Raw genomic sequence first — 20,784 nt, forward strand, 5'->3', positions numbered from 1 at the left:
TTAGCAATGTGATGGGAGAGCGAACAGAGCGCGAGAACGCGGAGCGATCCGAGCGCGAGCCGCGGGACGGCCGGGCGTCCGCCGAGATCCGGCAGGGTGTCATCCGGCTCGCCCGCCGGCTGAGCGCGGAGCGCCCCGCGGACGGGCTCAGCCTGAACAAGAGCAGCGTCCTCGGCCACCTGCGGCGCAACGGACCGATGCCGGCCGGAGCGCTGGCCGCCGCCGACCACCAGCAGCCGCAGTCGCTGACGCGGGTTTTCGCGGACCTTGAGCAGGAGGGTCTGATCAGCCGGACGCGCGACATGCACGACGGTCGGCAGCGCGTGGTGCAGCTGACGGAAGCAGGCCGTGAAGCCCTCGCCCGTGACATGGCGCAGCGCGACGCATGGCTCGACATCGCACTCGTCGACCTCACCGAGACGGAGCGTCAGGTCCTGCTGCTCGCCGCCCGCCTGATGAACCGCCTCGCCGACTCCTCGAAAACCGTGCCCGGCTCCACGACCCGACCCCACTGACGGAGGCTCCCGTGTCCTGGCCCGACCACGCCATCTGGTGGCACGTCCATCCCCTGAGCTTTCTGGGAGCGGAGCCGACCGCACTGCCTGACGGCGCACCCGTGCGGCACCGCCTGCCGGTTCTCGTCGACTGGCTGGACCATCTGGTCGGGCTCGGCTGCAACGGCCTCGCCCTGGGGCCCGTCTTCGCCGCCGAGACCCACGGCTACGACACGACCGACTACTTCCGTGTCGATCCCCGCCTGGGCACGGAGGGCGACCTGCTCGAACTGGTCGACCGCGCCGCGTCGCGCGGGGTCCGCGTCCTGCTCGACGGCGTCTTCAACCATGTCGGCAGGTCCTTCGCCCCCTTCGCCGATGTGGCGCGGCGCGGCACCGCCTCCCCGTACGCGGACTGGTTCGTCCCCGAGGGCGACGACTTCCGGACCTTCGAGGGGCACCGTCATCTCGTCGCCCTGAACCACGCGTCCCCCGCGGTCGCCGAGCATGTCGTCGAGGTCCTCGACCACTGGCTCGACCGGGGAATCGCCGGCTGGCGGCTGGATGCCGCCTACGCGGTTCCGCGGCCGTTCTGGCGCACGGTCACGGATCGGGTCAGGGCTCGCCATCCCGGTGTCTGGTTCAGCGGTGAGGTGATCCACGGCGACTACGCGGCGTACGTCACCGAGGGCGGACTGGACACCGTGACGCAGTACGAGCTGTGGAAGGCGATCTGGAGCTCGCTCAACGACGGCAACCCGCATGAACTGGCCTGGGCGCTCAAGCGCCACAACGCCATGGTCGACACCTTCGCGCCCCAGACATTCGTCGGCAACCACGACGTCACGCGCGTCGCCAGCCGGCTGGGCGAGCCCCGTCACCTGGCGCACGCGCTCACCGTGCTGTTCACCGTCGGGGGGACACCGTCCATCTACGCGGGAGACGAGCGTGCCTGGGAGGGCGTCAAGGAGGACCGCGCGGGCGGCGACGATGCCATCCGTCCCGTGTTTCCCGTCTCCCCGTCGGATCTCGGCCCCGACGGGCTGGCCGTCCAGCGGCTTCACCAGACCCTGGTGGGCATGCGTCGCCGCCATCCCTGGCTTGTACGTGCTCAGACCAGGATCCACTCCCTCGACAACAACGTCCTCAGCTACACCCTGGCCGCGCCCGACGCCGGCTCCACCCTCGTGGTCGCCCTGAACTTCGGCCCGGCTCCGGCCACCGCCGGTATTCCGGCCGCGTCATGGACACCGGTCGCGGGTGACGCTTCCGTCGATTCCATGACGGGTTCCGTCTCGCTTCCACCCATGGGCTGGTTCATCGCCACGACATCGGGAAGCCATAATTGATTCCTCGCCGCCGAGCCCTCAATTTTTCGGACATCGGCCAGGGCGAGGGCAGGGGATGGAGCGTCGGTCATGACGGTACGTCCGTGAAAACGGTCGATGCCTCAAATCAGTCCTGTCGGGAAACGCTTCCACCGTGTTAATTGCCTGGTAATCCTCGCCTTGTTTAAATTTCCTCAGAAGTCGATTTCGGACACTTGCTTCACGCGGCGTCGGCGCTGAATGCGCGAGCCCATGCATTGCGCCAGAGAGTAAGCCGGCGCCCGTGCTGTCCGCATGCCTGGACATAGGCGACGAGGAGTTCCTCCGAAGGCATGCGAAAACCGGCCAGAATGTCTGCGACCGTGCTGCGCGGCAATGGTCCCGCGCCCAGGTCGCGGGCCTTCTTCTCCATTTCGCGCAAGGACGGCTGGCCAGCGGCGAGCCGTGCCTGGTGCATCGCCTCCAGGAGATGGGCCGGGTGGTATACGAGTTCGAGTTTGCGTCCGACGCGCGGCGCGGAGGGAACCTCGCGGCCGTCGGGAGTGTGGCCGGATTGCCGCGCCGCCTGCTCCCAGCGCAGTCGGGCCTCGCGCCGCGTGGCGCCGCAGACCTGCGCATATGCTTCCACGACATGGCGACGGGGCAGGAAGGTGCCGCGGTCCGCCCGGGACAGGGTGACGGCGGAACACGCCGGATCCGCGATCCGGAGGCCCTCGGTCAGCTCCGCCATCTGTCGGTAGGTGAGTCCGGACTGTTGACGCAGCGAGCGTAGCCACTGAGCCAGTTCGTAGCACTGCGCGGATTGCGGGATCGGCGTTCTGCTCCGCCCCACCACTGCCCCCTGGATATCGAGACTGCCGGTTGCGTGATGCGTCCGATGGTATGTCGATCGATGACGCCCACTGATTCGGTCGATGCCGGGACCCGAGGATTGCGTACCACTAGGAGGGCCCGTTTTGGTCTTTACTTGGGCTCACGTATATCGACGCTATGGATGGCGTCGATGAAGAGTCAAGGAGGCTTTACTTTACTTTACTCTGCATGGGGATCCCTTTCCTCTCCAGGGATGTTTGGTTCATTTTGTCCGAGAAGTGGAGTGGTGAGATCCGCGCATCCACATGGGGTTTTGTGTCGGCGCCGCCTAAGCGGCCCAGTTGGTGTCCTGAATCACGCTGCATAACGGCCTTGCTGGCTCATTCGCCGCTCTGCTGACATGGATTGCCCGGCCAGAGGTGCCGGGCACTCCTGCTCCTGTCAAATCCGCGGAGGAATGCAATGACAACCGTGTCCAACGCCGCTCTGAGCGAAATCATCGAACTGATCAAGGAAGTCAAGCCGGGCACAGCCGATCAGACCGTCGAGCCGGGACACTCCGTGGTCGAGGACCTGGGCCTCGACTCGCTGGACCTGCTGCAGCTCGCCCGACGCATCAACCGGCACTTCGGCGTCGAGTTCGACCTCGACCAGTGGAACGCCGAAGCCGACGAGCACCACCGCAGCATCGCCTCGATCGTGGCCGTCGTAGCCGCCGGCAGTCGTGCCTGAGGCGGCCGCGACCACGCGCGTCGCTCTCGTCACGGGTGGTTCGCGGGGGATCGGTGCCGCTGTCTCCCACCGGCTCGCCGCCGACGGACTCACCGTGCACCTCGTCTGCCGCAGCGCCCTGGACGCCGGACGCCGCGTGGTGAAGGAGATCGAGGCCGCCGGCGGTCGCGCCGCACTGCACCAGGCGGACGTGGGCGACGAGGCACAGGTCGAGGACCTGGTCGAGCAGGTGACCGCGCAGGAGGGGGCGCTGCACGTCCTGGTCAACAACGCGGCGGTGATCGACGACCAACTCCTCGCGGTGACCCGTACCGACCGCTGGGAGAACGTTCTGCGGACCAATCTCACCGGCCCCTTCCTGACCAGCCGGGCGGTTCTGCCGGCGATGCTCGACCAGGGCTGGGGCCGCATCATCAACATCTCCTCCAACTCGGCGCGCACACCAGGACCGGGCCAGAGCGCCTACGCGGCCTCCAAGGGCGGCATCGAGGCCCTCACCCGCGCCCTGGCCGTCGAGGTCGGACGCAAGGGCATCCGGGTCAACTGCGTGGCTCCCGGCAAGGTCCGCACCGAGATGACCGCGGCCGTCGCCGATCAGCTCGGCTCGGACAGTGACGGCACCCGCTGGGGGCTGCCCGAGGACATCAGCGGACTGATCGCCTTCCTCGCCCGTGACGAGGCGGACTACATCCAGGGCCAGACGTTCACGGTGGACGGCGGCCGCATGATCATGCGCAGCCCGGGTCGGCGAGCCCGGTGAACCCGGGGCGAACGGAGGCACAGCCGTGGGGGCAGTGAAGTACTGGGAGGACCTGGCGCACGCACCGGTGCGCAGGTTCGGGCCGGTGGTTTTCGGCGGCGCGCTCCTTGACCAACTCCTCGATCTGATGGGGGAGAAGCACCCGGTGCACGACAGCGACGACTTCGCCCAGGGCACCGACCGCCGGCAGCGCATCGTGCCCGGGGGCTTCATCCACTCCATCACCTCGGGCTGGGTGGTCCAGCACGGCTCCCCGGCCGCCATCGTCGGTATGCGCAGGCTGAGCTGGGACTTCGTCAGACCGCTGTACCCCGACACCCCGTTCTGGTTCACCACCTCCACCGACCGGGCGGAGGAGATCGACGACCGGCTCGGCCTGGTCGAAACCACACGCCGGGTGTTCGACGAGAACGACCGGACGTACGCCATCGGACGCATGAGCGTCGTACTGCTGCGGCACGCCGCGCAGCGGACGGCAGCGGCAGGAAGGGTTCAGTGATGGACAGTCAGTATCAGCCGCTCAAGGGGCGGGTGGCCCTGGTGACCGGCGGCTCGCGGGGCATCGGCGCGGGCATCACCCGTAAACTCGCGGCCTGGGGAGCGACCCTGGCGATCAACTACGTCGACCGGGAGGGCCCGGCCAAGGAACTCGCCGCGGAACTCGGCGAGCAAGGTACGGAAGTGACCCTGCACCGCGCCGATCTGAGCGAGCCCGCGGAGATCGAGAACCTGATCACCGAGATCGGCGAGATCCACCAGGACCTCCACATCCTCGTGCAGAACGCGGCCGCCACCAAGTTCGCCCGGCTCGCCGAAGCCTCCCTCGGCGACTGGCAGTTCGTGCAGGACACCAACTCCCGGGCCACCTGGCTGCTCGCCAAGCACGCGCTCCCGTTGATGCGGGACCGCGCGGGAGCCCGCTTCATCACCATCACCAACTCCACGACCACGCGCATCATCCCGCGCGCGGGTCTCTTCGCCGCGGCCAAGGCGGGACTCGAGGCGCTGACCGACTACCTCTCCTACGAGCTGGCGCCGTACGGCATCGTCGCCAACTGCGTGCGTCCCGGACTCGTACAGACCGGGGTCTTCAAGGTCCGGCCCGACTTCGCCCACGGCGTCACCAAGGAACTGTCCGTCTCCCCATGGCCGGGCGACCGCATGACGACGCCGGAGAACAGTGCCGACGTGGTGGCCCTGCTCTGCCTGGAGGAGGCGTCCTGGATCGCCGGGCAGACCATCACGGTGGACGGCGGATACCGCCTGTGGGGCGGCATCAGCGGTGGAGGCCGGCGTGGCGAGTGAACGCGCCGGGCGGCAGGACCGTCACGGCATCGTGGTCACCGGCATCGGTGTGATCTCCCCGGCGGGCATCGGCCCGGCCCGGCTGTGGGAGGCCATGGCCGCCGGCAAGACGTTCTTCGACACCGGCGGCCAGGACGGACCGGCCCCCGCACTGCCGTGGCCGTCGGCCGCCGTCGACACCGCGGAGATCACCTGGCCCGCCGGCCGTGACTGGGCCAACGCCGGCAAGTACGCGAACCAGTCGGCCCGTTGGGCGGTCGCCGTCGCCCGTCAGGCGCTGGAACAGGCCGGGATCACCGGAGACACGGAGGACGTACGCGGCGGGACCGTGATGGCGGTGGGCAGCAGCAGCGACGAACTGAGCGACGTCATCCCGCAGCTCGCCTCCCGCTTCCGCAACGACCCCAGGCCACTCGCGAAGTTCCTGCACGACGAGGTGCCCGACTACTCCTACATACGCGGAATCCCCTCCCAGCTCGGCCAGTTCGTCTCCATGGCCAGCGGATTCCGGGGATCGAACGTCGCGGCCTACGGCGAGGCCGCGGCGGGCGGCACGGGCGCACTCGCCCTGGCCGTAAGGCTGTTGGAGAGCGGCGAACTCGACCGGATGCTCGTCGTCGGCGTGGGAGCGCCGCTGACGATCACCGCGATGGCCGCGTTCGACCAGGACGAACCGCTCGGCACGCGTGCCACCGCCGGTGCCGGACCCTTCGACGCCGACAGGGCGGGGACCCTGGTCGGTCAAGGTGCCGCCGCCATCCTGCTGGAGCGCGCCGACAGCGCGCGCGGAACGGCGCTGGCCCGGCTGGCCGGCTGCGAGGTAATGGTCGCCCCCGACATCGAGGCCTCGGCGGGGCTTGTCGTCGACACCGTACTCGGCGACGCGCCCACCACGCCCACGGTGTGGTGGGCACACGGCGCCGGCTCGGCCCGCCTCGACCGCGTGGAGACCCAGGCGGTACTGCCGCGCGTGGGCAGCCTTCCCGTCACCGGGTCGAAGGGCACCATCGGCAACGCCTTCGAGTGCTCGGCACTCATCGACACCGCGCTGGTCGTGGAGAGCCTCGGGCGCGGCGAACTTCCTCCCGTGGGCCTGCTGCGTCGCCCGGACCCCGGACTCGGCGGTGTCGATCCGGTCATGGGGGAGACCCGTCCGCTGGGCCCGGCCCCGACAGCGCTGATCACGGCGTTCAACCAGGGACACCACTCGACAGCGGCGGGAGCCCTCGTCGTCGCATCGGCGCACGGGGCTTCGGCCGACGACGGGAAGGCACGCACATGAGCGGCGACATCGTCATCACCGGCATGGGGGTGATCACCCCCATCGGCGGGGACGTCGAGACCTTCTGGTCGGCCAACCTCGAAGGCCGCTCCGGAGTGGTCCTGGAAGAACGGATGGACACCGGCGGACTGCCCTGCGGCTGGACGGCCGGGCTGATTCCCGAGGACGTCAAGGCGAAGGTCGCCGCCGACTACGGCGCACCCGACCGGTCCTGGGGAGACTCCCTCATGCTCGCCGCGGTGGACCAGGCCCTTGCCGACGCCCGCCTCGGTGAACTGCCCGCGGAGGACGGGCCGGCCGCCCTGGTCTACGCGCGCGTGTGGCCGGGCCCCACGGGATCGTTTCCGCAGGACTACGTCACGCACATGGAAGACCTCGCCGATCGCTACGACAGGATCGGCAACGAACCCTCGGCCGTCCTGGAACACCTGCGGGGCAAGCATCTCCCGCCCGAGACACGCGACTTGTCCGCCTACCCGACCGAGATCACCGAACGCCTCGGGACGCCCGTCATCCCCGTACGGCTGGAAGCCACCTGCTCCGGAGGCCTGCGTGCCATCGCGGAAGCCGCCCGGCTCCTGCGCTCGGGACGCGCGCAGTACGCGGTGGTGTCGGCGGCCGTCTCCCGCAACACACCGTACGTGCTCTCCCAGTACGGTCAGCTCATGGCGCTGTCGCGCTGGAAGGGCGACCCCGCCCAGGCCTCCATGCCCTTCGACGAACGCCGCACGGGCATGGTCATCAACGAGTCCGCCGGCGCGCTCGTCCTGGAGACCGCCGAGCACGCCGCCCGGCGCGGCCTGGCGCAGACCTACGCCGTCATCGGTGGCTGGGGGCTGGCGGTGGACACCCGCCATATGACCGCTCCCAGCGTGGAGATGATCGAACGGGTCATGCGGACCGCCCTCGAACAGGCCGACGCGCACCCGGACGACGTCGACACCATCAATGCCCACGGCACCTCCACCCGCCTCAACGACGTCACCGAAGCCCGCGCACTGCACCGGCTCTTCGGTGAACGGATGGCGGACCTCGACGTCAGCGCCGTGAAGTCACTCACCGGGCACGGCTCCGCGGCGTCCGGTGTGGTGGAAACGGCGGTCGCGGCCCTCACGATGTGCCGCGGAATCATCCCGCCCGTCACCACCTGCACCGAGCCCGACCCCGCCTGCGCCGTGCGTACGTCCCTGACCCCGGTCCGGCGACCGGTCGGCACCGTGCTGAAGAACTCCTTCGGTTTCGGCGGCCAGTACGCCTCGATGCTCTTCCGCCGTCCGGCCACGCCACGGCCGGCACCCCAGCCGGTGTGAGCGCGATGGACCGGCTGGAACACGAGACGACCGATCCCGCCGGACCGCACCGTGGCACCGTCGTGTGGCTGCACGGCATCGGTCAGGCACCGGGCGATCTGATGGCCGTCACCCAGCGGTTCCGACTGGCCGAGGCGGGGGTGCGCGGGGTGTTCCCGCGTGCGCCCGTCGCGGCCCCGAGCCTGCTGAGCGGTCTGTCGGTGCCGTGCTGGTTCCCGCAGAACCTCCTCGCGATCGACCGGATCGACGTCGACGGCCTCCTGGCGGTGCATCGGCCGCTCTCGACGCTGCTGGAGGAGGAGGCGCTCCGGATCGGCGCGGGACGGATCGTGCTGGCGGGCTTCTCCCAGGGCGCCACGGTCGCCTTGACCCTGGCACTGACATACACCGAACGGCTGGCGGGTGTGGCCCTCTACGCGCCCTTCATGCCTCCCGACCTGCCCGCACTGCTCCCGGCCGGCCGGCCGTCGTCCGCCAACAGCGGCCTGCCGGTGTGGATCGGCCATGGGGCACGGGACTGGGTCGTCCCCGAACGCAGTGGTGCCGGACTGAGGGACCTGCTCACCGGTTGGGGACACCCGGTGACTTGGCAGCGCTATCCCGGCGGACACGAGCCGTTCGCCGGAGTGCGAGCGTCGCTGCCCGCCTACCTCAGTGACGTCCTGGACGTCCACGTGCCGCAGGTCCCCGGGCCAGGACCGGCAGCACGGGCGCACTGACCGGGGAACCCGGCATGCGCCCCGCCCTGCCCGGGTTTCCGGAGCCGGTATCCCTCTCCCGGTTCCGGAAACCCGGGGCTCGGCCGAGGTCCGGGACGACAGGGGGCCCGAGGCCGCACCTGTACCCGCACCCGTACCGGGAAGGATGGGAACGTTGTCCGCACCCATGTCACAGGTGTCACCCCTGAGGACGAATCGCCGCCCGGAGGGCGTGCCCTTCGGCGTCGGTCTGCTCTTCCCCGGTCAGGGAGCCCAGCGGCCCGGGATGGGCGAGCCCTGGCGCGACACCCCGCACTGGAAGGTCGTCACCTCTCTCTCCGAGGTCTGCGAACGGGATATCGGCCGGCTGTTGCTGCACGCCGGAGCCGATCAGCTGACCCGCACCGACACCGCTCAACTGGCCACCTTCGCCTTCGAGATGGTGGTCCTCGACGCCTTGCGCACGGCCGTGGACGACCTGCGGCCCGCAGTGTGCGCCGGGCACAGCCTCGGCGAGTACGCCGCCCTCACCGCCGCGGGGGTCCTGGAGCCGGAGGACGGCGCTCGGCTGGTCGCCGAGCGCGGGGCGGCCATGGCGGAGGCGAACCGGCTGACGCCCGGCACGATGGCGGTCCTCGTCGGAACGGACATCGTGCCGAGAGCGCAGAGGCTCGCCGCCCGGATGCGTGCCGTGCGGCAGGCCCAGGTGTGGGTCGCCAACATCAACGGCGCCGAACAGGTCGTGATCTCCGGTGCCGTCGACGCCGTGGAGACGCTGGCCGAAGCGGTCGCACGCGACGGCGCACGGGCGATCCGCATCCCGGTCGGCGGAGCGTTCCACACGCCTCTGATGGCTCCGGCCGCCCCGCGTCTGGCAGAAGCCGTCGCCCGTACTCCGCTTCACCCCGCGCACTGCCCGGTGATCGCGAACGTCGACGCCCGCGCCCATCTCCACCACCACGAGCGATGGCGTGTGATGATGCTCCGCCAGCTCGTCATGCCGGTGCGCTGGGCGGGCTCCATGCGCTCCCTCACCGCCGTGGTGCGGGGCAGGCTCCGCCTCGTCGAAGTCGGCCCCGGCTCCACGCTCGCCAACCTGGCCCGCAGAGTCCTGCCCGAGGAGATCCCGGTCCGCTCGGTCGCTACTCCGGCCCAGGTGGAGGCCCTCGTCGCCGACTGGTGGCCGCGATGAGGGGCGGCGTCGGGTTCGTCGGGTGCGAGAGCTCTCCAACCTGATCGACGCGATGGGCCGCCTGTCCTGGCCGAGCCGGCCGGGGAGGCCTGCCCGTTCGCCCGCCGGCCGGTTGTCTTCAACCGGTCGGCGGGCGTTCGTCCGCGCGACGGAGGAGCCGCGGCCGCGGTGCGTTGTGGTGATCGCCAGGTCTGTCCGTGAGGGGGAGGGGCATGGCAGACTGCTCCGCGTCCAGGGGGTCGATGAGGCGTGAGATGTGTGCACACCACGGTCTGCTCCGACCGTTCCTTAGATCGTGCCGGGCAGACGCCGTCGGCATTTGGGGCGGGCGAACGGCCTGTTGGCTCAGGATGTCCCCGGACGGCCGTGTCATCCGGAGAACTCGGCCACACTGATCCGCGACGCCGCACCCCAGGTCTCAACCCGGCCGTCCCTGGGCGCCTTCGGCCCTTTCACTCTCTTGTGCCTTCGGCGCCGTACGCCCGGACATCGTGCGTACGGACAGCCTCAGCGGCGCCCGGTCGTAGCCAGGACGGCGAGGAAGTCGCCCTGCACCGCGAGGTGTTCGACCGGATGAGTGCCCAGTCCATGTCCAGACGACGTGCCAGGGACCTCCTGGCTGACGTCCGCAAGGAGACAGAACGATGAAGCACGCCATGAACGCCGCCGAGGAGCTGGGGCCCCACGAGTGGCGCAGGCCGTGGAGCGCCGACACCGACGGCGACTGCGTAGAAATGAAGAAACTCGGTGGCGGCGTCGTGGCCGTCAGGCAGTCGACGGACCCCGACGGCCCTGCCCTCATCTGTTCCTCCTCCGTCATCGCCGAGTTCGTCGGCGCCGCCAAAGAGGGACGGGCCGACTTCCTCATCACCTGAGGCCCAAGTCCCTTGCCCGGCACCTCCGAATGGTGGCGCTCCTGCACTTGGTCGGGGACGAGGACAACCCCCATGGCATCGTGGCGGAACTCCTCAAGTCCCTTTCCCCCGGAAGCCACTTGGCGCTGTCCCACGCGACAGGGGACTTCGACCCCGAAGCCTGGGAGCGAGTCGTCGAGGTCTACCGCAAGGGCGGAACCTCGACACGAGTCCGATCACGCGGTGAATTCGCCAGGTTCTTCGACGGACTTGAGCTTCTCGACCCCGGCATCGAACTCGCCGCGCGCTGGGACCCCGAGACCGGGAACCGGGACACGCAGGGGGAACAGATCCCCTTGTACGTGGGCGTCGCCCGGAAGTCGTAGAGGTCGCGTCGGACCCACGAGGCGCGTCGGCACGGCCGGCGTCCCCGCTGACCAGCCGGTGGCCGGTCAGCGGACGGTGCGGGTAAAGTGGGCGTTCAGCGTGGGGTCACCAGGGACCCGTGAAGCCACGACACGTACGGGAGCGAGCGTGCTCAGCGAGCGAGAGCCGGACGTCCCGGTGCTGGGCCGAGCCGCCCAGGCCGCGGCGACGCGGCAGCAGATCGTCGAGACGGCTCAGCGGCTCTTCGCCGGCCGCGGCTACCAAGCGACCTCGCTGCAGGCCATCGCGAACGAGATGGGCCTCACCAAGGCGGCGGTGTACTACCACTTCCGAACCAAGGCGCAGATCCTCCAGGCCTCGCTCGATCCGGCGGTGGAGGAGATGACGGTGCTCCTGGACGAGTTGGCCGGCATGCCGTCACGCCAGGAGAAGCTGGAGGCCTACGCGGTCGGCTGGGTCGACTTCCTGGTGCGCAACCGCGAACTCGGAACCATGCTCCTGCACGATCCCGAGATCCGGGCCGCCAGCATCTACGCGGAAAACGACGGACGAAGGCGCCGCGTCCTGCGGGTGCTGTTCGGTAACTCGCCCACGCCGGCGGAACGCATGGCCTACGTGATGTGCGTGTGGATGCTGGAAGGGCTCGGCGAACTGTCCGACCTCTCGGACGGCGATCTGAGGGCCACCCTTCTGCTGACCGTCCGCGGTCTTCTCGCCGTCCCGAGCGACGCCGAGGCCGACGAGGCGTGAGTGGGCGCCTGCGATATCACCCTTTGTGCCCGTTCAGTACCTTTCACGACAGGGTTGCCTATTCGCTAGCCGCTGGCTAGTGAGGGGCTGGACGCTGGTAAAGTGGTCGTCGGACTGTGATCGCGGATGACGGAGATCGAAGGGCGGCGGGGCGATGCTGGCCGTACTCGTTCAGCACCACGATCTCCGCAGTCGTGAACGTCCCGTCGCTCGCGGCGGACCCTGTGGGGCTTCTGCCGTACGGCAGGACCACGAGCCCGGTGATCGCCGCCCGGACGGCGGGTCCCCATCCAGGTCGAAGGCGGCGCCGCACGATGTGGCGCTCGGCCGAGGAAGCCGTCGCCCGCACGCCAGGTGGGCCCCGCCGTATGGCAGCCGAGTGATGATCCGCGGTTGAGCGCGCACGTGTCGCGCCGCCCTCAAACCCTGCGCGCAGATTTTCCCCCGCCGAGCAGTCTCCTGGAGCCCTGACCACGATGACGACCACGCCCGCCACAACCCCTGCCCCGACGCCCGAGCCCGAGCAGCCGCACCCGGTCTGGCGCGTGCTCACCGAGCGCGCGCGGGCCGGCAGCCGCCCCGGCGCACGCGCCGACGGGCACCGTGTCGCGCTGGCCATCGAGGGCGGCGGGATGCGCGGCATCATCGCGGGCGGGATGGCCCTGGCGTTGCACGAGCTCGGACTGACCAACAGCTTCGACGCCGTCTACGGCGCTTCCGCCGGCGCAGCCTCCGGCGCGTGGCTGCTGAGCACGAGCCCGCAGTCGCTGCGCTTCTGGGCGGTCCCCAAGTACGCCAGAACGCTGATCCGGCGCTCGAACCCGCTGCGCGGGCGACCGCTCGTGGATCTGCACGCCTTCTACGAGGTGCTCTACCGCTACGGCGACCAGGACTGCGCGCCGATGGACTTCGACTCGATCCTCGCCAGCGATGTCGAGTACCACCCGCTGGCCACCGACGCCGAGACCGGGGAATCCACCGACCTGCGGCCCTTCATAGCCGACGCCGCGGAGTTGCGCCTGGCGCTGCGGGCCAGCGCCGCCCTGCCGCTCCTGGCGGGCGACCCGGTGATGGTGCGCGGGCGCCGGTTCTACGACGCGGGCGTCTCCGAATCCGTGCCGTACCGAACCGCGCTGGCTCAGGGCGCGACCCATGTCATGGTGCTGCGCTCCCGGCGTGCGATCGATGTCGCGCGGCCGTCGCGGTCCGCCCCGCTCATCGCGAAGACGGTGCTGCGCCGGGAACCCATGGCTCTGCGCCAGGTGTTCCTCGACCGCGAAGCACGCCTGGCCGAGGACGACGCCCGCCTGACCGGCCACTCGGCCATCGTCTCCATCCGGCCGGCCCCCGACTCGCCGCCGGTCGGCCGTCTGGCGCGCGAGGGCGATCTCCTCGAAACCGCACTGGAAGCCGGGCGCACCGCCGTACACGACACCTACAGGCATCTGTACGGCACCCGAACGCCCGGCGGCCACTGACCGATGCGCGGACCGCCACCCTTTGGCTGATTCGACGCGCTGGTCGTCAGGAGTGATTACCTGGACGCCCAACAGCGGCAGGACGTGGCCGCGGGCATGCCCTCGCGGCACGGCACGGCACGGGGCACGGCCCTGCGGCGGTACTCGGGTCAGATTTCAGTGCGCGCCCGTTCAACCCATCCCAACACGGCCTCGGCGTCGCACTGTTCGGCGGTGGTCTGCGCCTCGTCGAGGTACCCGATGGCCGCCTCGCGGTCGCCGGTCTCGGCTGACAGGTGACCAAGCGCCACCAAGCCCGCCGCCACCCCGGCCATGAACCCGATCTCGCGTCGCAGGGTCACCGATTCGGCCAGCAGCGTGTGGGCTCGGTCGAGCCGCCCCGCCTCCTGCTCGGCAAAGCCGAGATGGCGTACCGCGTACGACATGGTCTTCCGGTCACCGACGGACTGCGCCAGCGCATACGACCTTTCGAAGTACGGTCCGCTGGTGGCACCGTCGTCACGTACCACCTGGTGCCAGCAGCCGATCCAGAACAGCGCGTCGGCTTCACCGCTCGCATCGTTGAGGCGGTGGTGCAACTCGGCCGCACGCTCGAACAAAAGCAGTTCCTGCGGGTCCTCACGACGATCGTTGAGGAAGCGTACGTGCAGCACTTTTCCGCGTTCCAACGAGACCGAAGCCTCGACGGCGTCCAGCTCCTGATCGGCGGCGTCCAGAGCGGATGTGTCTCCGCCGAACATCGCCAACTCGTAGAGTTCCCGCGCCCGTTCGACTCGGCCTTGCTCCCGCATCCCCACGACCTCCCGGTTCACCATGGCTCCCGCAGGTGAGGTTACCTTCAAGTAGTTGTGCAACATCCGGGATTGCGGAGTGGTCGCGTCGGCTGGCTCCGGTTCGTTCTTCGCCGAGCGGGCGGGATGGCGTGGCCGGGAATGCCGGGGAGCCGGGAGTCGATGGCGTCGCGGTAGCCGGCCGGGAGAGACATGGGGTCGCTCCGGGGAACAGGCCGCCGAGCGGCCGGATAGCTGCCGCAAGTGATCATCACCCCCTACGCTTTCGGTGGTCGGGACACACGGACGCAGGGCCAAGACGGGGGACGGCACACATGACCTATCGGCGCGCGGCGATACCGGCACTGGTCGGCGGCCTGCTGATCACGATGTTGCTGTGGTGGGCGGGGGCGAGCGCACAGGCACTGCAACTGCGCGGTGCCACAAGCGTGTTCGACGCCCAGTCCGTGAGCGAACTCCGGCGGTGGCTCGCCCCCTGGTCGTACGATCCCCCGGCGGGGGCGCTGGCCGACGCGCCCGCGGGCGCCGGCACGGGCGGGGAATCGGCCCTGAGCGGAGGCACCCAGTACGCGGGTCTGTACAGCACCGCGATGCAGATCAGATTCGTTGCGGTCTTCGTGTTCTACCTGGCCGGTGCACTGTTCTTGATCCGCAGGATTCCGCCGACGCAGGGCCGTACGCCGGCGACCGTGCTCGCGCTGTGGGCCTGGGGTCCGGTGGCCGGAACGCTGGCCGTCACCGTGTCCGCGCCGTGGCTGATCGCGTCCGGGGGGCACGGCAGCTACCGGGTCCTGCCGCAGTTGGCGTTCGTGATCGCGTCGAGCGGGCCGATCGTGGTGCTCGCGGCGCTGTTGACCGCACTGCTGACGGTGCTCGTCGCGCGGGTCACCGCCAAGGGCGAGGATCCCCTGCCTCGCCAGAGTGTGTCGCCGCGCGCCGCCCGCCTGGCCGCGAGCGCCGGGACCGCGGTGATCGCGCTGTCCCTGGTGATCCTGTCGTACGAATCGGTGGCGGCCTGGATCCAGACGGCGTTCGGCGGTGGAGGCCTGCTGTCGGAGCCGGGTGACCTGCTGCGCGAGTGGCTGTTGCTCGGTGGTTGGTCGGGCCCGGCGGGCACACCGCTGGGCGACTGGCTGCTGTACCGAGCCGTGGACGTGGTCATGCTGGTCGCGGTGTGGTGGGCGCTGCGGCTGCTACCCGGCCTGCTCACCCGGACCACGGTGCCGGCGATGGCGGTGGGCGCGGTCTGCGCGACCGTAGGGGGACTGCTGGTGAGCCAAGTCCTGTACACGGCGGTGAGCAGCGACGTCGCCGTATGGGGGCCTGTGCACCTTTTCTCCAGGCTCGGTGAGGGCATCCCGGCTGCGCTCACCTTCGGCAGCGTGGCGGGGACAGCGGCTCTTGCGACACTGCGACTGACCGGGGGCCGTGAGCCGGGCGAGCTTCCTCAATGAGGAACGGGTTGCGCGCCACAGGGTCGGCGTGCGGCGGCTACGGCCACAAGCCGACATGGCTGCTGTTGCGAGCCTGCACCGGACCACGTCGGGCCGACCGGTTCGTGGACGCGTTCCCAGCCGGTGCCGTCGGGCTCCCGCGTCTGAGGAAGGATGCCTCGTTCCGCGGCCGGCAGCCGCACTCGTCCGGCTCACCGGACGCGCGGACGGCGCGGCCGCGCCGCAGGGTAGTGATGCCGATGTCGGAGAGCACCGACGGGAGTCGCCCTCCGGACCGCGATGTCGTCCGGCGTTCCTGTCCCGGACAAGGGGTCCTTGAGCGCGTTCATCAGGAGGTTTCGTGCACGACAAGCCGCTCCTCAAGAGCGTCGGTGAACTGCTGCGCCGAAGGCACGGCGCCTCGAGCCGCGCCGGGCAGGCAGGGCCCGGCGGGTTCGCCCTGGACAGTCTGAAGGTCAGCGGGTTCATCGCCGGAACGCTCAGCACCGAGGACGAGGCGCGGCTCGCCGACGAAGTGGCCCAACTCCTTCCCCACCACTGGGATCTCCCCACGAAGTCGGTGGAGGCGCTGACTCCGGTCGTCGACCACCTCGGTGGCCAGCAGGAGTTGATGGCCTGGCTGGACCGCCACCCCGGGCGTCCTCGACTGATCGCGAGGATCTACGTCCTCCTGGGCCATCTCGACCAGTACAGCGACGACCCCGCGGTCCTTGCCGCTGTGCGGCACGCCAGAGCCGAGGACCCGTACCCCGTCGGCCTGCGCGGTTACCTGACGCCGGAGACCAACGACGAAACCCTGGGCAGTCTCGCCTTCCGGATCGAGGAGCTGCTCGGTGACAACCGCGAGGACGACGCCACCGCCCTCGCCCTCGCGACCGCCGACTGGCTGCGCGGTGCGGCGCGGAACGCCGACAACCCGAGCGACGACGTCCGCGAGATGGGCGAACTCATGGGCCATATGCGCCAGGACATCACCGAGGCCGCCCCGCGCTCCTGACGCGGTAGCGCTCAGGGACGCGTGACCGCCCCTCCGTAGCCCAGGGGCGTTGTCGTTACGTCGCTACGCCCTGAGGCGTTGGCGCCGTCGGATCTGGTGCGACGTGCGATGCGCGTCGCGTGACGCCGGAGCGGGCGGACGACTCGATCCGGTGCCGTACGGCCGTTTGACCGCATCGTCAGCAGCGCTCCGTGTGAAGATCCTCCCAAGCATCGGGCCCGAGCCGGACGGTGCGGTGCCCCTTTGTGCGGCACCTCCGTCCGGCCGTGGCAGTCGGCGCTGGTGGCTGTCCCTCGGCCCGCGGTGGTGGGACGAGGCTGGGGAGAAGGGCATCGGATGAGCGCACGTTTCGAGGAGATCGACTGGCGGCCGACGGCCATGGGCGAGATCAGCCTGCGTCGTCGGCGAGATCCGCTGTCGGGCGAGGACGTCTACGAGGTGAAGCTCGGTGACGAGTACCTGATGTCCAGTCTCTTCACCACGGGCGAGGTCGAGCTGGCCCGACTCGGCCTGGCGGAGCTGTCCGAGGGCCCGCTCGACGTCGTTGTGGGTGGACTCGGCCTCGGATATACGGCCAGGACCGCGCTGGACGATCCGCGCGTGCGCTCGCTCATCGTCGTCGACACCCTGGCCGAAGTGATCGACTGGCATCGGCGCGGGCTCGTGCCGCTGGGCGCGGGACTGGCATCGGACCCCCGATGCCGCCTGGTACTCGGGGACTTCTTCGCGATGACCGCTGGGAGCGCGGCGGGCGGAACGGAGTCTGCCGATGACGCGGGAGCGGAGCAGCCGAGGCCGGCGGGGGACAAGGCTGCCGACGGCGCCGGTACGGCCCCGCACGGTCTGGACCCCGAAGCTCCTGGCCGCCGTTTCCACGCGATCCTGCTGGACGTCGACCACTCGCCGCGTCATGTGCTGCACCCCGACCATGCCGTTCTTTACACCAGGGCCGGCCTGACGGCTCTGGCCGAACTGCTTTATCCCGACGGTGTGTTCGCGCTGTGGTCGAACGATCCGCCGGACAAGGAGTTCGGCTCGGTCCTCGCGGAGGTCTTCGCCGAGACGGCCGCGCATGTGGTGAATTTCGACAACCCGCTCCAAGGCGGGACCGCGGCCAACACCGTCTACGTCGCCCGAAAGCGCGATGGCGCCTCCCAGCCCCGTCATTGAGTGAACGACGAAACGCGGCACAGCATCCCAGCGTTGTTCGGCTCTCAGGAGCGGACGAAGCGAGGGACCGCGCGGTACCTGGACGAGTCGGGGGCGGTCCCCGTCCACCGCGACGAGGCGGGGGTGCTGTGGCGGGTCGAACGGGCCGGAGACGAGGACGTGGTGATGGTGGAGGTCGTCAACTCCACACCGGAGCCCGACGGCACGAGCCGAACGTACTGGCTGCGTGTCCCGCCGACGACCCGCACGGCCCGTGAGGGAGTGGCGTGGACGTTCGGCCTCGCCGCCGAGACGTACGAGCCGTCGCGGCAGACGTGAGGACGACGGACGGCCTGCGGTGACGCCTGCCGGTGTCGAGGGTTCAGGGTCGCCGCCCCCAGGCCATCATCAGGCCGGGTCCGAGTTCGGCGAGCCGGGGTGAGGCCAGGTAGGCGAGTGCGTCGTCGATGGCGGCGGAGTCCACGCGCCCGGTTTCCTCCAGGGCCGGCCGCATCCGGTTCCACGTCTCGGACCAGAAGCGAGCCAGGGGGCCGCCCGCGACGAGCGGTGGGCAGAACAGCTCACCGGCGACCTCCTGGAGACCTTCCTCCCTCATCCAGTGCGGATACGCCGGCACGTCCGACGTGTCGGTGCCGATGGTGGACCGCAGCGCCTGCCACATGGCATCCATGGTCCGCCGGTAGGCCGATGCGGTGTCCAGGGGGTTCGGCACCTCCAGGGCATCACCGAGTACCAGCCGGCCGCCCGGGTTCAGCCATGGTGCGAGATGTGAGACGAGCTGACGGCGTTCGGGGAGGTGCATGAGAACGAACCTGGCGTGGATGAGGTCGAAGCCGCCGAGGTCCAGGCTCTCGTCCCGCAGGTCGGCGGTGACCACCCGCAGCCGTGGATCCGCGAGGCCGACCAGGCCCCCGGTGTCCCGGTCCAGCGCGACCACCTCGGCCGCGCCCGCCTCCTCCAGCAGCCAGCGGACCACGGTCCCGGTTCCTGCTCCCACTTCCAGGCAGCGGCTGCCCGGCCCTGTGCCCAGAGCGCGCAGACGACCCGTGGTGACCGGGTCGTAGACCAGTGCCGCCGCGTCGATGCGCTCGGCTTCCTGGGGGTGTTCCGGCTCGAACAGGTCCTGTCCGTAGTGGCCGCCGGACGCTGGAGGGCCCGTCATGGCCGGCACTCCGGACGCGGTCCGCCCGTACCCGTTCTGACCGTCCGCGCCATGGAAACTCCTGAGCATTGAAGATCGGCTGAACCCAGGGTGACAGCTTTCGGGCCGCACGGCAGATCGATGATCACAGGATAGGTTCACCTTTGCACCACCTGTGACCCTTGAAACCCGCCTGTAACGCTCATAGCATGATCGAACTCACGACGATTGCCCTGATCGTCCGTCCTTCACTAGAAGAACACGCCGTCTAGCGCGAAGGGTGAGCCATTTGACCAACATCTAACACATCGGCAAATAGTTGATATCTATAGCATCGCGAGTGTTTTCGCGAATAAACAACAGAATTGCGTTCCTTGTGCGACACCGACCGCGGGCGATGCTGTGGGCCGCGGCGGGCGTGGTGACCTTCGGATTCCTGGTCACGATGGAGATCGTCGCGCGTCACTACGGCCTGCCGGGACCGATCACCAACCAGGTGCGGGAGGTGGTACTCGCCCCCGCGTCCGGACCCCTGTTGTACGCCGGTCTGGCGCTGATGATGGTGGTGCTCACCTGGCGGGAACGGTTCATCGCGGTGGCTGCCGCGCTCGGCATCGACGTCGTCTTCCTGCTGGCGCGGTGGGTGCTCGACGCCAGGATGAGTTTCGGCAACGGTGCGCTCTGGGTGATTCTCGGCTACGCGTTCATCGCCGTCACGCGGCGCACCGGTCGTGAACGGGTCCTGCTGCTGAAGGGTGTCGGGCTGGGCCTGCTCCTGGTGGCCGGGCACAAGACGGGCGACACCTGGCTTCTCATCACATCGAAGACCCGCCCGGCCGTCCTCGACCCGTACGTGGCGACAGCCGATCACGCGCTGGGCAACCCGTCATGGGTGGCGGGCCGGATCGTCGCGGCCACCGGCCCGGTCGGCACCCATGTCCTCCACCTCGTCTACGGTCAGCTCCCGCTGGCAGCGGCCGTCTTCGCGCTGTACCAGCTGCGGAACGTGGCGGTCGAGCGTCGATTCCCGGGCCATCATCTGGTGCGCACCTTTCTGGTCATCGGCCTGCTCGGGCCGGCCATCTACATGATCTTCCCGGTGGCCGGGCCGGTCTTCGCCTACGGGGCCGACGGCGGGCAGTGGGCGGCGGCCAACCTGTGGCCGCACACGGCGCCGCCGATCGGTGCCCCGCACAAGATCTTGTTCGACGAGATCACCCCTCGCAACTGCATGCCCAGCCTGCACACGGCCTGGGCCACCACGCTCTTCATCCATTCGCGTGAGGCCTCACGGATTCTTCGCTACGCGGGGACGTTCTGGCTGGTCGGGACACTCACGGCAACGCTGGGATTCGGTTACCACTACGGCGCGGATCTCGTCGCCGGCGTGGTGTTCGCGCTCACGGTCGAGGCGGCGATGCGCTCGCTCGACCGAGGATGGGACCGGGCGGGAATCCGGCTGGTCAGCTACGGCGGGGCGGTGTTCGTCGTGCTCTTGGTGTCGTATCGCTATCTGCCGCTGGAGATGGCCAGACATCCCTGGGCGTTCGGCCCCGGCCTCCTGCTGGCGATGTCCTCGGTGGTCTACGGCTACGTACGGACCGACAAGCTGTGGAGTCCGCGGGCCGAACCGGCTCAGCAACCGGAACCGCAACTCGTACGGGCGTGACACCTGTGCGCCCACAGCCCTCCACGCAAGCCCTGGACCCGGCCGCGGAGGTCTTCCGGGCCCGGGCGCGGGGGGCGCTGTAGGCCCGGAGTCGGGCCGCGCCGGGGACATCCGGAGTTGCCTTGGAGCCCACTCAAAGGTGTTGGGTGGGGGAAAGGCACCGCGATGTCACGTGGTGA

The 20,784-nt window shown here is 69.7% G+C and carries 21 protein-coding genes and 1 pseudogene; 19 read left to right on the forward strand and 3 right to left on the reverse strand.

Annotated features, from left to right (window positions below):
• Positions 1-11: 11 nt before the first annotated feature.
• Together ACIQRL_RS31445 and ACIQRL_RS31450 are read left to right on the forward strand one after the other, a co-directional pair.
• Positions 12-515 carry a MarR family winged helix-turn-helix transcriptional regulator gene (locus ACIQRL_RS31445; protein WP_401337874.1) on the forward strand — a complete coding sequence of 168 codons (504 nt, stop codon included), beginning with the start codon at positions 12-14 and terminating at the stop codon, positions 513-515.
• Between the two features lie 11 nt (positions 516-526).
• The gene (locus ACIQRL_RS31450; protein ID WP_401337876.1) at positions 527-1,843 is read left to right on the forward strand and encodes an alpha-amylase family protein; all 1,317 of its coding nucleotides are present in this window, start codon (positions 527-529) and stop codon (positions 1,841-1,843) included.
• A 199-nt stretch (positions 1,844-2,042) separates the two neighbouring features.
• Here ACIQRL_RS31450 and ACIQRL_RS31455 read toward each other — a convergent pair whose 3' ends face one another.
• The gene (locus tag ACIQRL_RS31455; RefSeq protein ID WP_401337878.1) at positions 2,043-2,657 is read right to left on the reverse strand and encodes a helix-turn-helix domain-containing protein; all 615 of its coding nucleotides are present in this window, start codon (positions 2,655-2,657) and stop codon (positions 2,043-2,045) included.
• Positions 2,658-3,097: 440 nt separating this feature from the next.
• On the opposite strand from ACIQRL_RS31455, the gene ACIQRL_RS31460 reads away from it, so the two are divergent.
• The 12 genes from ACIQRL_RS31460 (at position 3,098) to ACIQRL_RS31515 (ending at position 13,383) form a co-directional block, all read left to right on the forward strand.
• A complete protein-coding gene (locus tag ACIQRL_RS31460; protein ID WP_401337880.1) occupies positions 3,098-3,367 on the forward strand; it encodes a phosphopantetheine-binding protein in 270 nt (89 codons plus the stop codon).
• Complete coding sequence (locus tag ACIQRL_RS31465) at positions 3,360-4,127, forward strand: SDR family NAD(P)-dependent oxidoreductase (protein WP_401337882.1); 768 nt, start codon at positions 3,360-3,362, stop codon at positions 4,125-4,127. Before ACIQRL_RS31460 ends, ACIQRL_RS31465 begins: the two co-directional genes overlap by 8 nt.
• 25 nt (positions 4,128-4,152) lie before the next feature.
• Entirely contained in the window at positions 4,153-4,626 is a 474-nt protein-coding gene (locus ACIQRL_RS31470; protein WP_401337884.1) for a hypothetical protein, read from the forward strand.
• Positions 4,626-5,432 carry an SDR family NAD(P)-dependent oxidoreductase gene (locus ACIQRL_RS31475; RefSeq protein WP_401337886.1) on the forward strand — a complete coding sequence of 269 codons (807 nt, stop codon included), beginning with the start codon at positions 4,626-4,628 and terminating at the stop codon, positions 5,430-5,432. The genes ACIQRL_RS31470 and ACIQRL_RS31475 overlap by 1 nt, the downstream gene beginning before the upstream one ends.
• Complete coding sequence (locus ACIQRL_RS31480; protein ID WP_401337888.1) at positions 5,422-6,714, forward strand: beta-ketoacyl synthase N-terminal-like domain-containing protein; 1,293 nt, start codon at positions 5,422-5,424, stop codon at positions 6,712-6,714. Before ACIQRL_RS31475 ends, ACIQRL_RS31480 begins: the two co-directional genes overlap by 11 nt.
• Positions 6,711-8,024, forward strand: coding sequence for a beta-ketoacyl-[acyl-carrier-protein] synthase family protein (locus ACIQRL_RS31485; protein ID WP_401337890.1), 1,314 nt, complete (start codon positions 6,711-6,713; stop codon positions 8,022-8,024). The genes ACIQRL_RS31480 and ACIQRL_RS31485 overlap by 4 nt, the downstream gene beginning before the upstream one ends.
• A 5-nt stretch (positions 8,025-8,029) precedes the next feature.
• Entirely contained in the window at positions 8,030-8,743 is a 714-nt protein-coding gene (locus tag ACIQRL_RS31490) for an alpha/beta hydrolase (protein ID WP_401338224.1), read from the forward strand.
• A 154-nt stretch (positions 8,744-8,897) separates the two neighbouring features.
• A complete protein-coding gene (locus ACIQRL_RS31495) occupies positions 8,898-9,914 on the forward strand; it encodes an ACP S-malonyltransferase (protein WP_401337892.1) in 1,017 nt (338 codons plus the stop codon).
• 644 nt (positions 9,915-10,558) lie between these two features.
• Positions 10,559-10,789, forward strand: coding sequence for a DUF397 domain-containing protein (locus ACIQRL_RS31500; protein WP_401337894.1), 231 nt, complete (start codon positions 10,559-10,561; stop codon positions 10,787-10,789).
• Positions 10,790-10,818: 29 nt separating this feature from the next.
• Positions 10,819-11,154 carry an SAM-dependent methyltransferase gene (locus ACIQRL_RS31505; RefSeq protein ID WP_401337896.1) on the forward strand — a complete coding sequence of 112 codons (336 nt, stop codon included), beginning with the start codon at positions 10,819-10,821 and terminating at the stop codon, positions 11,152-11,154.
• A gap of 148 nt (positions 11,155-11,302) precedes the next feature.
• On the forward strand, positions 11,303-11,905 hold the full coding sequence (locus ACIQRL_RS31510) for a TetR/AcrR family transcriptional regulator (protein ID WP_401337898.1): 603 nt from the start codon (positions 11,303-11,305) through the stop codon (positions 11,903-11,905).
• A gap of 476 nt (positions 11,906-12,381) precedes the next feature.
• Positions 12,382-13,383 (forward strand): patatin-like phospholipase family protein, encoded by a 1,002-nt coding sequence (locus ACIQRL_RS31515; protein ID WP_401337900.1) that lies wholly within the window; start codon positions 12,382-12,384, stop codon positions 13,381-13,383.
• A 149-nt stretch (positions 13,384-13,532) separates the two neighbouring features.
• Here the strand turns inward: ACIQRL_RS31515 and ACIQRL_RS31520 are convergent, their stop codons facing one another.
• Positions 13,533-14,198, reverse strand: a complete 666-nt coding sequence (locus ACIQRL_RS31520; protein ID WP_401337902.1) for a tetratricopeptide repeat protein — start codon at positions 14,196-14,198, stop codon at positions 13,533-13,535.
• A 290-nt stretch (positions 14,199-14,488) separates the two neighbouring features.
• On the opposite strand from ACIQRL_RS31520, the gene ACIQRL_RS31525 reads away from it, so the two are divergent.
• The 4 genes and pseudogenes from ACIQRL_RS31525 to ACIQRL_RS31540 form a co-directional block, all read left to right on the forward strand.
• Positions 14,489-15,628 carry a hypothetical protein gene (locus ACIQRL_RS31525; protein ID WP_401337904.1) on the forward strand — a complete coding sequence of 380 codons (1,140 nt, stop codon included), beginning with the start codon at positions 14,489-14,491 and terminating at the stop codon, positions 15,626-15,628.
• A gap of 340 nt (positions 15,629-15,968) precedes the next feature.
• Positions 15,969-16,625: a hypothetical protein gene (locus ACIQRL_RS31530; protein ID WP_401337906.1), complete on the forward strand. Its 657-nt coding sequence runs from the start codon at positions 15,969-15,971 to the stop codon at positions 16,623-16,625.
• Between the two features lie 336 nt (positions 16,626-16,961).
• The gene (locus ACIQRL_RS31535) at positions 16,962-17,795 is read left to right on the forward strand and encodes a spermidine synthase (RefSeq protein WP_401337908.1); all 834 of its coding nucleotides are present in this window, start codon (positions 16,962-16,964) and stop codon (positions 17,793-17,795) included.
• A gap of 63 nt (positions 17,796-17,858) precedes the next feature.
• A pseudogene (locus ACIQRL_RS31540) lies at positions 17,859-18,113 on the forward strand (DUF6745 domain-containing protein); the annotation flags it as partial.
• Positions 18,114-18,156: 43 nt separating this feature from the next.
• On the opposite strand, the gene ACIQRL_RS31545 reads toward ACIQRL_RS31540, so the two are convergent.
• A complete protein-coding gene (locus ACIQRL_RS31545; protein WP_401337910.1) occupies positions 18,157-18,957 on the reverse strand; it encodes a class I SAM-dependent methyltransferase in 801 nt (266 codons plus the stop codon).
• A gap of 376 nt (positions 18,958-19,333) precedes the next feature.
• Here ACIQRL_RS31545 and ACIQRL_RS31550 point away from each other — a divergent pair, with 376 nt between their 5' ends.
• On the forward strand, positions 19,334-20,605 hold the full coding sequence (locus ACIQRL_RS31550; protein WP_401338226.1) for a phosphatase PAP2 family protein: 1,272 nt from the start codon (positions 19,334-19,336) through the stop codon (positions 20,603-20,605).
• Positions 20,606-20,784 lie beyond the last annotated feature (179 nt).

It is taken from the genome of Streptomyces sp. NPDC091209, assembly GCF_044757755.1.
Classification (GTDB): domain Bacteria; phylum Actinomycetota; class Actinomycetes; order Streptomycetales; family Streptomycetaceae; genus Streptomyces.